Origin of the sequence: Cloacibacterium rupense (assembly GCF_014645495.1) — a bacterium.
Taxonomy (GTDB): Bacteria; Bacteroidota; Bacteroidia; order Flavobacteriales; family Weeksellaceae; genus Cloacibacterium; species Cloacibacterium rupense.
Genome location: NZ_BMLV01000002.1, coordinates 688911 through 702133 on the forward strand (window position 1 = coordinate 688911; position 13223 = coordinate 702133).

14 protein-coding genes are annotated in these 13223 nt (G+C 33.3%); 3 read left to right on the forward strand and 11 right to left on the reverse strand.

Annotated features, from left to right (window positions below):
* From IEW40_RS07205 to IEW40_RS07215, 3 genes are all read right to left on the reverse strand, one after another.
* The gene (locus IEW40_RS07205; RefSeq protein WP_188617390.1) at positions 1 to 1293 is read right to left on the reverse strand and encodes a sigma-54 interaction domain-containing protein; all 1293 of its coding nucleotides are present in this window, start codon (positions 1291 to 1293) and stop codon (positions 1 to 3) included.
* Between the two features lie 56 nt (positions 1294 to 1349).
* On the reverse strand, positions 1350 to 2783 hold the full coding sequence (gene miaB / locus IEW40_RS07210; protein ID WP_188617391.1) for a tRNA (N6-isopentenyl adenosine(37)-C2)-methylthiotransferase MiaB: 1434 nt from the start codon (positions 2781 to 2783) through the stop codon (positions 1350 to 1352).
* A gap of 103 nt (positions 2784 to 2886) precedes the next feature.
* On the reverse strand, positions 2887 to 3186 hold the full coding sequence (locus tag IEW40_RS07215; RefSeq protein WP_188617392.1) for a cytochrome C: 300 nt from the start codon (positions 3184 to 3186) through the stop codon (positions 2887 to 2889).
* 144 nt (positions 3187 to 3330) lie between these two features.
* Between IEW40_RS07215 and meaB the strand changes: the two genes are divergently transcribed.
* A complete protein-coding gene (gene meaB / locus IEW40_RS07220) occupies positions 3331 to 4317 on the forward strand; it encodes a methylmalonyl Co-A mutase-associated GTPase MeaB (protein WP_188617393.1) in 987 nt (328 codons plus the stop codon).
* Positions 4318 to 4322: 5 nt separating this feature from the next.
* On the opposite strand, the gene IEW40_RS07225 is transcribed toward meaB, so the two are convergent.
* Positions 4323 to 4859 carry a DUF4251 domain-containing protein gene (locus IEW40_RS07225; protein WP_188617394.1) on the reverse strand — a complete coding sequence of 179 codons (537 nt, stop codon included), beginning with the start codon at positions 4857 to 4859 and terminating at the stop codon, positions 4323 to 4325.
* A gap of 147 nt (positions 4860 to 5006) precedes the next feature.
* On the opposite strand from IEW40_RS07225, the gene IEW40_RS07230 reads away from it, so the two are divergent.
* Both IEW40_RS07230 and IEW40_RS07235 read left to right on the forward strand, forming a co-directional pair.
* Positions 5007 to 5813 (forward strand): M48 family metallopeptidase, encoded by an 807-nt coding sequence (locus tag IEW40_RS07230; protein ID WP_188617395.1) that lies wholly within the window; start codon positions 5007 to 5009, stop codon positions 5811 to 5813.
* Between the two features lie 77 nt (positions 5814 to 5890).
* A complete protein-coding gene (locus IEW40_RS07235) occupies positions 5891 to 6205 on the forward strand; it encodes a hypothetical protein (RefSeq protein WP_188617396.1) in 315 nt (104 codons plus the stop codon).
* Between the two features lie 57 nt (positions 6206 to 6262).
* Here IEW40_RS07235 and IEW40_RS07240 read toward each other — a convergent pair whose 3' ends face one another.
* The 7 genes from IEW40_RS07240 to pgi all read right to left on the reverse strand — a co-directional run bounded on the left by IEW40_RS07240 (position 6263) and on the right by pgi (position 13153).
* Positions 6263 to 6883: an outer membrane beta-barrel protein gene (locus IEW40_RS07240; RefSeq protein ID WP_229663398.1), complete on the reverse strand. Its 621-nt coding sequence runs from the start codon at positions 6881 to 6883 to the stop codon at positions 6263 to 6265.
* Positions 6870 to 7682 carry an ABC transporter ATP-binding protein gene (locus IEW40_RS07245; protein ID WP_188617397.1) on the reverse strand — a complete coding sequence of 271 codons (813 nt, stop codon included), beginning with the start codon at positions 7680 to 7682 and terminating at the stop codon, positions 6870 to 6872. The genes IEW40_RS07240 and IEW40_RS07245 overlap by 14 nt, the downstream gene beginning before the upstream one ends.
* A complete protein-coding gene (locus tag IEW40_RS07250) occupies positions 7682 to 8431 on the reverse strand; it encodes an MlaE family ABC transporter permease (RefSeq protein WP_188617398.1) in 750 nt (249 codons plus the stop codon). The genes IEW40_RS07245 and IEW40_RS07250 overlap by 1 nt, the downstream gene beginning before the upstream one ends.
* Before the next feature lie 58 nt (positions 8432 to 8489).
* Positions 8490 to 9860: an exopolysaccharide biosynthesis polyprenyl glycosylphosphotransferase gene (locus IEW40_RS07255; protein ID WP_188617399.1), complete on the reverse strand. Its 1371-nt coding sequence runs from the start codon at positions 9858 to 9860 to the stop codon at positions 8490 to 8492.
* 21 nt (positions 9861 to 9881) lie between these two features.
* Entirely contained in the window at positions 9882 to 10511 is a 630-nt protein-coding gene (locus IEW40_RS07260) for a 7-carboxy-7-deazaguanine synthase QueE (protein ID WP_188617400.1), read from the reverse strand.
* Between the two features lie 81 nt (positions 10512 to 10592).
* Complete coding sequence (locus IEW40_RS07265) at positions 10593 to 11477, reverse strand: bifunctional 5,10-methylenetetrahydrofolate dehydrogenase/5,10-methenyltetrahydrofolate cyclohydrolase (protein WP_188617401.1); 885 nt, start codon at positions 11475 to 11477, stop codon at positions 10593 to 10595.
* 35 nt (positions 11478 to 11512) lie between these two features.
* Positions 11513 to 13153 carry a glucose-6-phosphate isomerase gene (pgi, locus tag IEW40_RS07270; RefSeq protein ID WP_188617402.1) on the reverse strand — a complete coding sequence of 547 codons (1641 nt, stop codon included), beginning with the start codon at positions 13151 to 13153 and terminating at the stop codon, positions 11513 to 11515.
* Between the last annotated feature and the right edge of the window lie 70 nt (positions 13154 to 13223).

Below are 13223 nucleotides of genomic sequence, written 5' to 3' on the forward strand. Positions count from 1 at the left end.
TTAATCTTCTAAATTATATTGTTTAATTTTTCTGTAGAGTGTTCTTTGAGAAATTCCTAATTCCTCTGCAGCTCTATTTCTTCTGCCTTTGTGTTTTTCTAATGCTTTTACAATTAAATCACGCTCATTGTTGATTAATGACAGAGAAACTACTTGTGGTTCTTCTTCTAGGTCTATGTCTTCTACTCCGTTTTCGTAATCATCAGTAGCATCTGTAATAATGGTGGTAGGATTTTGTACCACTTGATTTTGATTTTCAAAGTACAACAAAGAAGAAGGCGCAACTTGTTGATTTTCAGTTTTGAAAACCTTTCCTATCAAATCTTTTTCTTGATTAGAAAAATTTTGGCTGCCTCTGTTCTTAATCAGTTCCGAAGTTAAGGATTTTAAATCATTTATATCGCTCCTCATATCAAAAAGAATTTTGTACATAATTTCTCTTTCTGAATTGAAGTCTGAGCTAGTACTTCCGCCATTTCCTGGTCTAGAAATCACCGCCGGAAGTTGAGCATTCATTGGGATATATTCTGCCAATTTTGTAGAATTGATGGTGCGGTTCTGTTCTACCACTGTCATTTGTTCCACCAAATTTCTTAACTGACGAATATTTCCCGGGAAAGTATAGCTTTCTAAATATTTTACGCCATCATCTGTTAATTGCAGTTCAGGCATTCTGTATTTTTCGGCAAAATCTATTGCAAATTTTCTGAAAAGTAGATGGATATCACCTTTTCTTTCTCTTAAAGGTGGCATATCAATTTGTACGGTATTGAGACGATAATACAAATCTTCTCTGAATCTGCCATCTTCTATGGCTCTCATCATATTTACGTTGGTAGCAGCTACAATTCTTACGTTGGTTTTCTGAATTTGAGAAGAACCTACTTTCATAAATTCTCCACTTTCTAAAACTCTCAACAATCTAACTTGTGTCTGAAGCGGTAGTTCACCTACTTCATCTAAGAAAATGGTACCACCGTCTGCCACTTCAAAATAGCCTTTTCTGGTAGTAGTTGCTCCTGTAAAAGCACCTTTTTCGTGGCCAAAAAGTTCAGAATCTATCGTTCCTTCTGGTATTGCACCGCAGTTTACCACAATGTAGGGTTGGTGTTTTCTTTTAGATTCTGCGTGAATAATTTTCGGAATGTGTTCTTTACCAACGCCAGATTCTCCGATTACGAGAACCGAAATGTCAGTTGGCGCAACTTGTATAGATTTTTCAATAGCTCTATTTAAGGCCGGAAAATTTCCTATAATTCCGAAACGATTTTTTATGGATTGCAGTTCTGTCATGATTTTGAGATTTGAGGTTTAGTGGTTTAAAATTTTAGAGAAATTCTTAAATTTCTTTAAATCGTTTTCCCCAAAAGTGTGCCTTGTGTACAATCTTCCACGAAAACAGTCACAAAGTCACCAATTTTTTGACCTTCTAATTTGTCAAAAACTACTACAGCATTTTGTGTGGTTCTAGCTTTCCATTGGTTTTTATCTTTTTTAGATTCTCCTTCTATTAAAACTTCATAGGCTTTTCCTACATAAGATTGCATCCTTTTTCTAGAAAGTTCACCTTGTAGAGCGATTATTTCGGCTAATCTTCTTTGCTTAATATCAGCAGGAACATCGTCTTCCATTTTTTTGTGAGCAGGAGTTCCTGGTCTTTCAGAATAAGCAAACATATAACCGTAATCGTATTCTACTTGTCTCATCAAGTCAAGCGTTAATTGGTGGTCATCTTCAGTTTCGCCACAGAAACCAGCAATCATATCTTGAGAAAAAGCAATATCTGGAACTATTTCCTTCGCTTTTTTAATTAAATCTAAATATTCTTGACGTGTATGTTGTCTGTTCATTTTTTTCAAAATTCTATCACTTCCACTTTGTACAGGAAGATGAACATATTTGCAAACATTATCATATTTAGCAATCACTCGGAAAACTTCTTCCGTCATTTCGTGAGGATTAGAAGTAGAAAAACGGATTCTCATTCCCGGAACGGCTTTTGCTACCATTTCTAATAGTTGTGCGAAATTTACCGCAGTAGCTTTTTGCATTTCCGAAGCTTTGTCAAAATCTTTTTTGGCGCCACCTCCATACCAAAGATAAGAATCTACGTTTTGCCCAAGAAGTGTAATTTCTTTATAGCCATTTTCTGCCAAAGCTTTGCATTCTTCGATGATAGAATGCGGATCACGGCTTCTTTCTCTACCTCTGGTAAAAGGAACTACGCAAAAAGTACACATATTATCACAACCTCGGGTAATGGTTACAAAAGCGGTAACTCCGTTTCCACCAAGACGAACAGGATTAATATCTGCATACGTTTCTTCTTTAGAGAGAATTACATTGATGGCGTCTCTTCCGTCTTCGGTTTCTTTTAAAAGATTAGGTAAATCTCTATAAGCATCTGGTCCTACAACTAGATCTACGAGATGTTCTTCTTCTAAAAATTTGGTTTTAAGACGTTCTGCCATACAACCGAGAACACCTACGGTGAGATTGGGTTTGTCTTTTTTCAGATCTTTGAAAGTAGAAAGTCTTTTTCTAACGGTTTGTTCTGCTTTTTCACGAATTGAACAAGTATTAAGTAAAATTAAATCTGCTTCTTCTACTTTTAAAGTCGTGTTGTAGCCTTGTTCATTAAGAATAGAAGCTACGATTTCGGAGTCTGAGAAATTCATTTGACAACCGTAACTTTCTAAAAACAATTTTTTAGAATTTTCTGGTTTTTCTGCAATGGCGAATGCTTCGCCTTGTTTGGTTTCGTCTATATATTTTTCTTGCACTTTTCAAAAATTTTGAGTGCAAAGATAAGGAATTTTATGACAAAATGGCAGTGTTTTTCTGTTTGAAATAAAAAAGCCGCTCTATAAAAGAACGGCTCTATGATTAATTAGAATTACTTACGTATAAATACACCATATCTGCTTGTTGTGAGGTGAGTTTGGCTTTTGGTGCCATCCAATCTACGATTGATTTCCATTTTTCGTCATTAAATTTTTCTACCGTAGGTAAGTCATGACATTTTCCGCAGTTGTTTTCGAATAAAACTTTTCCTTGAGCCATATTTTCATTAGCTGGAGTAGTTGTTTTAATAGGTGTTTTTGTGGCTGTTCCTTTGTTGGTTTTCTGCGATGTACAAGCGATAAAACCAACTGCTATAATTGCAAATAAGATAATTTTTTTCATAAGTAGATGTTTATTGTTTTTAATAGTCATATTTAATTGCTATACTTTTATCAGTGTTTGTGTCTTCAAAAATTGGCGATTAGATATCAATAAGTTTTATCAAATATAATATTTTTTGAAATATGTTTTCTTAAATTTGTTTAAATGAAACTTTCCACTTTAGAATTATTAGAAGGAATACAATCTCAGAACAAAAGAATTCTGGGAAAAGCCATTACTTTGGTAGAAAGCAAAAAGCCTGAACACAGGGCGCAAGCCGAAGAATTGTTAAAAATGGTTTTACCATTAACGGGAAATTCTATCAGAATTGGGATTACCGGAGTGCCAGGAGCGGGAAAGTCTACCTTTATAGAAAGTTTCGGAAAATTAGCCATTGAAAATGGAAAAAGAGTTGCCGTTTTGGCAATCGACCCTAGCTCTTCTATTAACAAAGGTTCTATTTTGGGAGACAAAACCAGAATGGAAGAATTGGCGAAAGATGAAAATGCCTTTATAAGACCCAGCCCAAGTTCTGGATTTCTGGGCGGAGTAGCCAATACAACTTTCGAGACCATGCTTATCTGCGAAGCAGCAGGTTATGATTATATTTTGATAGAAACCGTAGGAGTAGGGCAGTCTGAAGTTTTGGTGGCCGACATTTCGGATGTGTTTTTGTTTTTAAAAATTATAGGTGGAGGAGACGAATTGCAAGGCATAAAACGTGGAATTATGGAGATGGTAGATGTGATTTTCATTAACAAAGTAGATGATGAAAATTTGCAGAAAGCCAAAAACACTAAGCTAGAGCTGCAAAGAGCCTTACAGTTTTTACCCGAAAAAGAGAAAAATTGGAAAGTGCCTGTTTTGTTAGGCTCAGCATTAAATAGAATTGGATTGAAAGACGTTTTTGAAAAAATATCAGATTTTATTCATCTTAAAAAAAATAATGGCAGGTTTGATGAAGTGAGAAAAAAACAAGCCGAAAAACGTTTTGAATATTGGGTGAAAGAATATATTTTGAGTGCGTCACAATCAACTAAAGAGCTAGAAAATCAATACAATGAGCATAAAAAAAATGCTTCGGAGTTGAAATCTAATCCAAGTTCCGAAGCCAAAATATTTGTAGAAAATTTTCTTACTAAAAGATACTAAAATTATTATTTAGTCTCTTTTTTGATTTCATTTCTCATAATATAGCCATCATATGAAATAGCTTGTCTGTCATTAGAATCTATAGAAACATAAGCATTTCCGTTTTTAAAAACTTCAATATATACTACTCTTATGTTACTTACGTCTTTAGGAGAAATAGTGTATACCCAGTTTCCCTTTTTATTTTGAACTTTACTTAGTGTAAAGTCTTTTGATGTGAAATTGTAGCTGTTTTTGCTGGTGTCATAGCTAGGATTAAACAACCTTCCAAAATATGGAAGATTTACCTCTAGTTCTTTTTCTTTAATAACTACTGTATATCCATAATCTAAATCTAGCATTCTGGCAGAATTTGCATTAGGTAAAGAGTTCATTACATTAATCACATCAAAGTTGGTGGGATTGGCGCGTTTAGCCATGAATGTAAATTGGTTAGAACTCGTGAGTTCATCAAAAGTTTTCTGATCTACATACGGTTGCGAAGCGCAAGAAAAAAGAAGTGTTAATAGAAACATTACACTCATTAAAACTGTCTTTTTCATAATATATTTATTTATTGTTAAATACTTAGATACAAATTTAGTGCAAAACTTTATCATCGATTAATGATTTTTTATATAATTACATTTTAATTGCTATTGGAACAATAATTGTTTTAATTTTGTTATATAATATTAAAATCACAAACAATGAAACTTAAATTTTTATTGGGAGCTACAACAATAGCCATAAGTCTAGTAGCTTGCGTAACCAATCCTATCACGGGTAGGTCCTCTATCCAAATAAATGATAATTCACAATTAAATCAAATGGCCTTTCAAGAGTACAAATCTACTCTCTCCAAATCAAAAGTAATCTCTAATAGTGCAGATGCACAAAAAGTGAAATCGGTTGGAATGAATATAAAACTAGCAGCAGAACGATACTACAAATCTATAGGAAGAGAGGCAGATTTACAGTCGTATAGTTGGGAATTTAATCTAATAGACGATAAACAATTGAATGCTTGGTGTATGCCAGGAGGAAAAGTAGCTTTTTATACAGGGATAATGCCAGTTTGTAAAGATGATAATGGAGTAGCGGTTGTTATGGGACACGAAGTTTCACATGCATTAGCAGGCCATGGCAATGAAAGAATCTCTCAGGCCATGATTGCGCAAGGAATAGGAATGGCATCTGGAATGGCTATAAAGAATGAAAAATTACAACAAATTTTTCAAGTTGCATATCCTATTGGCGCTCAGGCTGCTATGCTTAAGTATGGTAGAAATCAAGAATTAGAAGCAGATCAAATGGGGCTTTACTTAATGTCAATGGCTGGATACGATCCTAGACAAGCAAAACCATTTTGGGAAAGAATGGAGGCTTTATCTTCTGGGAATAGACCTCCTGAATTCTTATCTACACACCCGAGTCCTGAAACAAGGAGAGGTGATATAGATAAGCATCTTCCTAAAGCATTAGAGTTTTATAAAGCCGCTGGAGGAAAAATGTAAAATATTTCAATAAATGTATAGACCTTCTCAAAAATTTTGTTAAATTTGAGAAGGTTAGTTTTTTTAAATTAAAAAAAATGAAAAGTATCTCTACTATAGGTATTCTATTGCTTTTATTATCTGTTTTACTTTTTTACCTTACTACAGATTTTGATGTAGAGCAGTTAAAATTATCTCACTTGATGGGAATATTGGGAGGTATAGGTCTTGGGCTAATTATTGGAGGGATAGTAGGATATGTAAGTAAAGGTTCTTCTGTGAAAGCAGAACAAAAAAGAAAAGAGTTTTTACAACTACAAAATGAAAAACTAGAATTAGAAAAACAAGCTGCGGAATTAGCACAGCAACAAACAAAAGGCAACAGCACAACAACTACAGATAATAGTTTTTAAAAAGTGAAGGCGTAGAATAATATCTACGCCTTCATTATTTTATCTAAAAAACTTTTTTTAAAAATTCAATCCTACTCCAAACATTAATAGGCTAGGTCTACTGTCGTATCTTACCGTTGTATTGGTATTATTGTCTATAAATTCTCTTTCATCTTTGCTGAAGGCACCTTCATATCTGGCAGATAAAACAATTTTAGAAATTGTGGCTTGAGCGCCAAATTGGTATCCTAATGTGAAGTTTTTAGTAGCATTTTCTTTAAAATCATTCCATTGATTGTCTGTAGATAAATTGTAAGATGCAACAGGGCCAGCATATATGCCAAGCATTTTGCCCAGAACATCATATCCTACTAAAACGGGTAAATCTACTCTGTTATTTTTGGCTTCGATAGTTGTATTTGCAACAGTATATTCATTCTTAAAGGTGGTGTAATAAAGTTCTGGTTGTACAAAGAGACCTAGCGGAGTATCAATTTTAGCTGAGATACCAAAATTGTAACCAACCGTGTTTTTACCTTTGTCATTATAAATGGTAGTTACACCATTTTGAATATTAGTCCAAGATGGTTTGTCAGATCTATAAAGTAAATTAGCTTTTACCCCGAAGTTCACTTGTGCCATAGACATCAAAGATGCAGATACAAGTGCCATACTTATTATTTTCTTAATTTTTTTCATCTTCTATTTTGGTTGTGACATTATCTATACTTGTTTTATTAATTTTTATAAGATATTCTCTTAATTCCTTAAAGAGCTCTGAAGAATAAACGAAATCTATTAGGTGATTATTGTCTGATGTAATAATAATATCTTTAGTTCCTTCCCATTCTTTGATGCCTTGTCTTAGATAAACAATCTTTTCTCCGATGGTCATTACAGAATTCATGTCATGAGAATTGATAATGGTAGTGGTGTTATATTCTTTGGTAATTTCTGAAATTAAATCGTCAATTATATTTGATGTATAAGGATCTAAACCAGAATTTGGTTCATCACAAAACAAATATTTAGGATTATTTACAATGGCCCTTGCAATCGCTACGCGTTTTTGCATTCCACCAGAAATTTCAGATGGGAATTTTTTTTCAGCGTTTTCTAGGTGTACTCTTCCCATTACTTCTCTCACGCGTTTCTTTTTTTCTGTAAAAGTAAGGTTGGTGAACATATCTAAAGGAAACATAATGTTATCTTGTACAGTCATAGAATCAAATAATGCACTCCCTTGGAAAACTGTTCCTATTTCAGATCTTAGTTGTTCTTTTTCTTTTCTGCCCATTCCTACAATATCTCTACCATCAAACAGAATATGTCCTGCTGACGGCTCATATACATTTAAAAGAGACTTTAAAAAAACGGTCTTTCCAGAGCCAGATTGTCCTATTACTAAGTTAACTTTGCCTGTTTCAAATGTAGTAGAAATACCTTTTAAAACTTCGGTATCGTCAAAACTTTTTCTTAAATCTTTTACCTCTATCATTAGCTTAAGAACATTTGAGTTAAAATTAAATTGGTGATGATTACTGCCACGATTGTCCATACTACCGCTTGTGTACTGGCTCTGCCAACTTCTAGAGAGCCTCCTTTTACATTGTAACCAAAATATGCTGGAATTGTAGCAATTAAAAAAGCAAATACAGCAGTCTTAAAAAAAGCATACCATATAAAGTGAGTAGGCATATACATTTGTATTCCAGTAATGTAGTCTGCAGCTGACCAACTGCCCGTTCCTATGCCTGCTAAGTACCCTCCCCAGATTCCAAAAACTATACTTATTGCTATGAGTAGCGGATTGAAGACTACACTTGCCAATATTTTAGGAAGTATAAGCAAGTTTGCAGAATTTACACCCATAATGTCTAAAGCGTCTATTTGTTCGGTAACCCTCATGGTTCCAATGCTAGAAGTAATATATGAACCAACTTTTCCTGCCAAAACTACAGAAATGATTGTAGGTGAAAACTCTAATATCAATACAGCTTTAGTAGCATATCCTACGAAAGACATTGGGATAGGGATGCTAGAATTTTTGAAATTATTATACATTTGAATAGCCACTACTGCCCCAACAAATATGGAAGTAAACAATACCAAACCAAACGAATTTACCCCCAAATCATTAATTTCTCTCATTAGTATTTTAGAGAAAACCTTCCTCTTCTGGGGTCTTTGAGCTACTTTTCCTAGAAGTAAAAAGTATTCTCCTATTGCGTTTAAAAATTTCAACATAATGGTGCTAAATTACAGTTTTTTGAATAAACTGTTTTTATAGAGTTTTAATAAATTATTAAATAGCGTTTTTATCTCCTTTTATTAATATGAAAATGGTTTTGAAAATGATAACAAAATCTAATATAACGCTCCAGTTTTTTACATAAAAAATATCTGCCAGCACTCTTTTTTTCATTTCTATTTGCATATTTTCTCCATTGTCACCTCTCAATCCTCTTGTCTGAGCCAATCCTGTAATTCCAGGTTTTACAAGGCTTCGGATGCTGTATCTACTAATTTTTGGTTTATAATAATCATCTACCAATAACATATGTGGTCTTGGCCCAACTATAGACATATTTCCTAAAAGTACATTGATAAATTGTGGAGTTTCATCTAAACTGGTTTTTCTGAGGAATTTTCCAAAATTTGTTATTCTGTAATCATTTTTAGTAGTGGTTTTTGTAGATGACTCTTCATTTTCGATCATAGTTCTGAATTTAATACACTCAAAAACTTCATCATGGTAACCATATCTTTTTTGGGTGAAAAATATATTTCCTTTGCTGGTAGATTTTATGATGATTGCAATGATAGGAAAAAGCCAAGATGCAATGAATACTAAGAAAAAAACTGAAAACAAAATATCAAAACTTCTTTTCAATACAGAATTGGTATAATACTCAAGTGGAAATTTGGTAGGGATTAATAGGGGTTGTGATTCTATGTAGCTTAATTCATATTTCATAAATTGCTCTTGAATAATATTTGGAATCAAAACAACTCTTATTTTCTCATTTTCCGCCTCAGTGAATATTTTTTCTTCTAATTTTTTCTCTAATGTATTTTCTGAGGGTAAAAAAATAGTATGAATTCCCTTTTCTTTCCAGAATTTTTTTAACTCGTCTAGCTCAATTTTCTCACTAGGTTGTTCAAATATTTTATAACCAAAATCTTTCCTTTTGGAAAGTGTATTTTTAAGAATATTTGAAGAAAGGTTTTGTGATAAAAACATTACATTTCTATGATTAGCACCTAATGATCTGATGTATTTTAATAAAAAGAATATTCCTGACTTAACAATAAAAAGAATAGTAAAAAGAGTAATGGCAATCCAGAATCTTTCGTATTTTAAAAATTCATTATTGCTAACTCTTGCCAAAAGAATTATTCCCAATAAAAAAATGAAAATATGAGTCACAATTCTCTCTACATATAGGGTGTATATAAGATTTCTGGGGATGTTATATAGCTTAGTTCTCCCACTTAACAAAATCCAAAATAAACTTAATAGTAATAAAGAAAGAAGATTTTCTTCACTTTGAGCTTTTAAATAATCATATTTATTTCTTTGAAGGAAGAAAAATACAAATACAGCCGCAACTATCACAATATCTAATATTATGACTGCTGATTTTAAATATCTAGAATACCTTAGTCGCTGCATATATTTTTAATAAAAACTAATTTAAGGAATATTTAGATATTTATGGGTTTGCACAGAAGCTTGCCATTTTGAATTTGCCAAAATATAATCGGTGATTTTTGGGTACATTTCATTTCTTTTACTCCATTCACTTTGCAAATATAATTTACAATTATCAGAAACTTTTGCTGCTTGTTCTTCCGCAAAGGTAAAATCATGATTGTTGAATATAATTACTTTCAGTTCATTAGCAACTTTGTAGATCTCTTCCGTCGGTAATCCTGTCTTTTTTGGAGATAGTGTAATCCAGTCGAGAATTCCGCTCATTTCATAAGCGCCAGAGGTTTCTATGTGGATGGTACAGCCCAATTCTTTTAATTTTTTGGTTAAAATTTCCAGATTCCACATCAATGGTTCACCACCAGTTAAAACGATGGTTTTGCAATAACTAGCCGCAATTTCTGCAATTTCTTCTGCATTCATCAAAGGATGAAGGTTGGGGTCCCAACTTTCCTTCACATCACACCAGTGACAGCCTACATCACAACCGCCTAGTCTGATGAAATAAGCCGCTTTTCCGGTGTGAGCTCCTTCTCCTTGTATAGTGTAAAAATGCTCCATCACTGGGAGCATTTTTCCTTCTTTTAATAATATTTCTTGTGTCAAATTCATTCTTTAAAGTTCCGAGTTTCTAGTTTCTAGTTTCGAGATTAAAAAAATATTTACCTCGTAACATGTATCTAGAACCTCGACTTAATCTTTATAAATAGTATGTTTATACGCCAAAAGTGTATTTTTCATGAGCATTGCTCTGGTCATTGGGCCTACTCCTCCCGGAACTGGGGTAATCCAACTTGCTTTTTCTGAGCAACTTTCAAAATCTACATCTCCAGCCAAATGATACCCTTTTTCGGTGTTATCTTCTACTCTTGTAATTCCTACATCTATTACTACTGCACCTTCTTTTATCATTTCTCCTTTCAAAAAATGAGGATCACCAAGAGCAGTAATTACGATATCTGCACTTTTTGTAAATTCCTCAATATGAGGAGTATAACTGTGCGTAAGGGTAACAGTTGAGTTTCCAGGAAAATCCTTTCTTCCCATCAAAATAGACATTGGTCTTCCTACAATTCTACTTCTGCCGATGATTACACAATGCTTTCCTTTCGTTTCTAAATTATATCTTTCTAAAAGTGTTAATATACCAAACGGAGTTGCAGGCAAAAAAGTATCCATTTCTAATGCCATTCTTCCGAAATTTTCTGGATGAAAACCGTCTACGTCTTTTCTGGGATTAATTGCCATAATGATTTTCTCCTGATCCATTTGCTTAGGAAGCGGAAGTTGAACGATAAAACCATCTACATTTGGGTCATTATTTAGTTCTTCTATCTTTTCTAAAATTTCTGCTTCAGAAGCGGTGCTAGGAAATTTAAAAAGAGAAGATTCAAAACCTACTTCTGCACAATCTTTCACTTTGCTGTTTACGTAAGCTTTACTAGCGCCGTTGTTTCCAACCAAAATTGCTGAAAGGTGAGGAATTCTCTTGCCGGAAGCTTTTATTTTATCAACTTCTGCTTTTATTTCTTGCTTTATTTCGTTAGAAACTTTTAGTCCGTCTAAGATTTGAGCCATTTTTTACTTTTTATTTTTAGATTTATTTTTCAAATTTACTTATTTTCTTTAAAGTAATTAATCAAACCATTAGTAGATGAATCGTGTGAGCTTACTTTTTCATTGTCAGTAAGTTCTGGGAGGATTTTTCCAGCTAAGACTTTGCCTAATTCTACCCCAAATTGATCGAAACTAAATACATTCCAAATTACACCTTGTACAAAGATTTTGTGTTCGTACAAAGCAATCAATTGACCTAGAGAAAATGGAGTTAGTTCATTGATAAAGAATGAATTAGTAGGTGTGTTTCCCATAAAGGTTTTGAATCTTACTAATTTTTCTATTTCTTCTTCAGATTTTCCTTCTTTTACCAATTCTGCTCTTGCTTCTTCTTCAGTTTTACCAAAAGCCAAAGCTTCGGTTTGTGCAAAGAAATTGGCTAATAATTTCGGCTGATGGTCAGAAACTTGGTTACAAGATTTCACGTAAGCAATAAAATCTGCTGGAATCAATTCTGTTCCTTGGTGTATTAATTGATAGAAAGCATGTTGCCCGTTTGTTCCTGGTTCTCCCCAAATAATAGGCCCAGTTTCATAACTTACATATTCTCCGTTTCTGTCCACAGATTTTCCATTAGATTCCATATCTCCTTGTTGAAGATACGCTGCAAATCTGTCTAAATATTGAGAATAAGGTAAAATAGCGTAAGAGCTCGCATCAAAGAAATTTCTATACCAAATTCCTAAAAGTGCCATCAAGACAGGAACGTTTTCTTTGAAATCAGCTGTTTGTAAATGAACATCGGTTTCGTATGCTCCTTTCAATAAATTTTCAAAATTATCATAACCTACTGCCAAAACAATGCTTAAGCCAATAGCGCTCCAAAGTGAATATCTTCCGCCAACCCAATCCCAAAACTCAAAGGCATTTTCTTCTGCAATTCCGAATGCTTTTACCGCTTGAATATTAGTAGATAAAGCTACGAAGTGTTTCGCTACATCTTCTTCTTTTCCAGCTTTTAAGAACCAATCTTTTGCAGAATTAGCATTCGTCATGGTTTCTTGTGTAGTGAACGTTTTAGAAGCAACAATAAAAAGTGTAGTTTCTGGGTTTAAATTTTTCACCACTTCGGCGATGTGATTTCCATCTACGTTAGAAACAAAATGAACATTTAATCTAGTTTTGAAATGTTTCAAAGCAGAAACCACCATTACTGGTCCTAAATCTGAACCTCCAATTCCGATATTTACCACATCTGTAATTTCTTTTCCTGTAAAACCTTTGTGTTCTCCTGAAATTACTTTTTCAGAGAAAGTTTTCATTTGGTGAAGCACTTTTTTGATGCCAGGTTTTATGTTTTCTCCGTCCACCAAGATTTCTTTATCAGAAAAATCCCTCAAAGCAGTGTGAAGAACGGCTCTTTTTTCGGTTTCATTGATTTTTTCTCCCGAAAACATCGAGTTGATTGCAGCTTTCAGTTGGGTTTCTTCTGCTAATTGAAGCAATAAATCAAAAGCTTTTTGGTCAATTAAATTTTTAGAAAAATCAAATAAATAATTATCTCTTTTTACTGAAAATTGATTGAAACGCTCTGGATTGTATTGAAATAGCGTTCTTAATTCAAAATCATTTTGTGCAAAATGTTCGTTAAGTGCTTTCCACGCAGCCGTGTTTTCTGGGTTTATTTTTGGTAACATAATTTTAAAATTTTTAAAAGGTTTTACATTAAATTCAACTTCATTTCATCGAGTGTCTTTTTTACGAGTG

Excerpts from the sequence above, each read along its gene's own strand:
- IEW40_RS07260 (WP_188617400.1), bottom strand. The coding sequence starts at position 10,511 with ATGAATTTGACACAAGAAATATTATTAAAAGAAGGAAAAATGCTCCCA.
- IEW40_RS07225 (WP_188617394.1), bottom strand. The coding sequence starts at position 4,859 with ATGAAAAAGACAGTTTTAATGAGTGTAATGTTTCTATTAACACTTCTT.
- pgi (WP_188617402.1), bottom strand. The coding sequence starts at position 13,153 with ATGTTACCAAAAATAAACCCAGAAAACACGGCTGCGTGGAAAGCACTT.
- IEW40_RS07245 (WP_188617397.1), bottom strand. The coding sequence starts at position 7,682 with ATGATAGAGGTAAAAGATTTAAGAAAAAGTTTTGACGATACCGAAGTT.
- IEW40_RS07230 (WP_188617395.1), top strand. The coding sequence starts at position 5,007 with ATGAAACTTAAATTTTTATTGGGAGCTACAACAATAGCCATAAGTCTA.
- meaB (WP_188617393.1), top strand. The coding sequence starts at position 3,331 with ATGAAACTTTCCACTTTAGAATTATTAGAAGGAATACAATCTCAGAAC.
- IEW40_RS07255 (WP_188617399.1), bottom strand. The coding sequence starts at position 9,860 with ATGCAGCGACTAAGGTATTCTAGATATTTAAAATCAGCAGTCATAATA.
- IEW40_RS07205 (WP_188617390.1), bottom strand. The coding sequence starts at position 1,293 with ATGACAGAACTGCAATCCATAAAAAATCGTTTCGGAATTATAGGAAAT.
- IEW40_RS07235 (WP_188617396.1), top strand. The coding sequence starts at position 5,891 with ATGAAAAGTATCTCTACTATAGGTATTCTATTGCTTTTATTATCTGTT.
- IEW40_RS07215 (WP_188617392.1), bottom strand. The coding sequence starts at position 3,186 with ATGAAAAAAATTATCTTATTTGCAATTATAGCAGTTGGTTTTATCGCT.
- IEW40_RS07250 (WP_188617398.1), bottom strand. The coding sequence starts at position 8,431 with ATGTTGAAATTTTTAAACGCAATAGGAGAATACTTTTTACTTCTAGGA.
- IEW40_RS07240 (WP_229663398.1), bottom strand. The coding sequence starts at position 6,883 with ATGAAAAAAATTAAGAAAATAATAAGTATGGCACTTGTATCTGCATCT.
- IEW40_RS07265 (WP_188617401.1), bottom strand. The coding sequence starts at position 11,477 with ATGGCTCAAATCTTAGACGGACTAAAAGTTTCTAACGAAATAAAGCAA.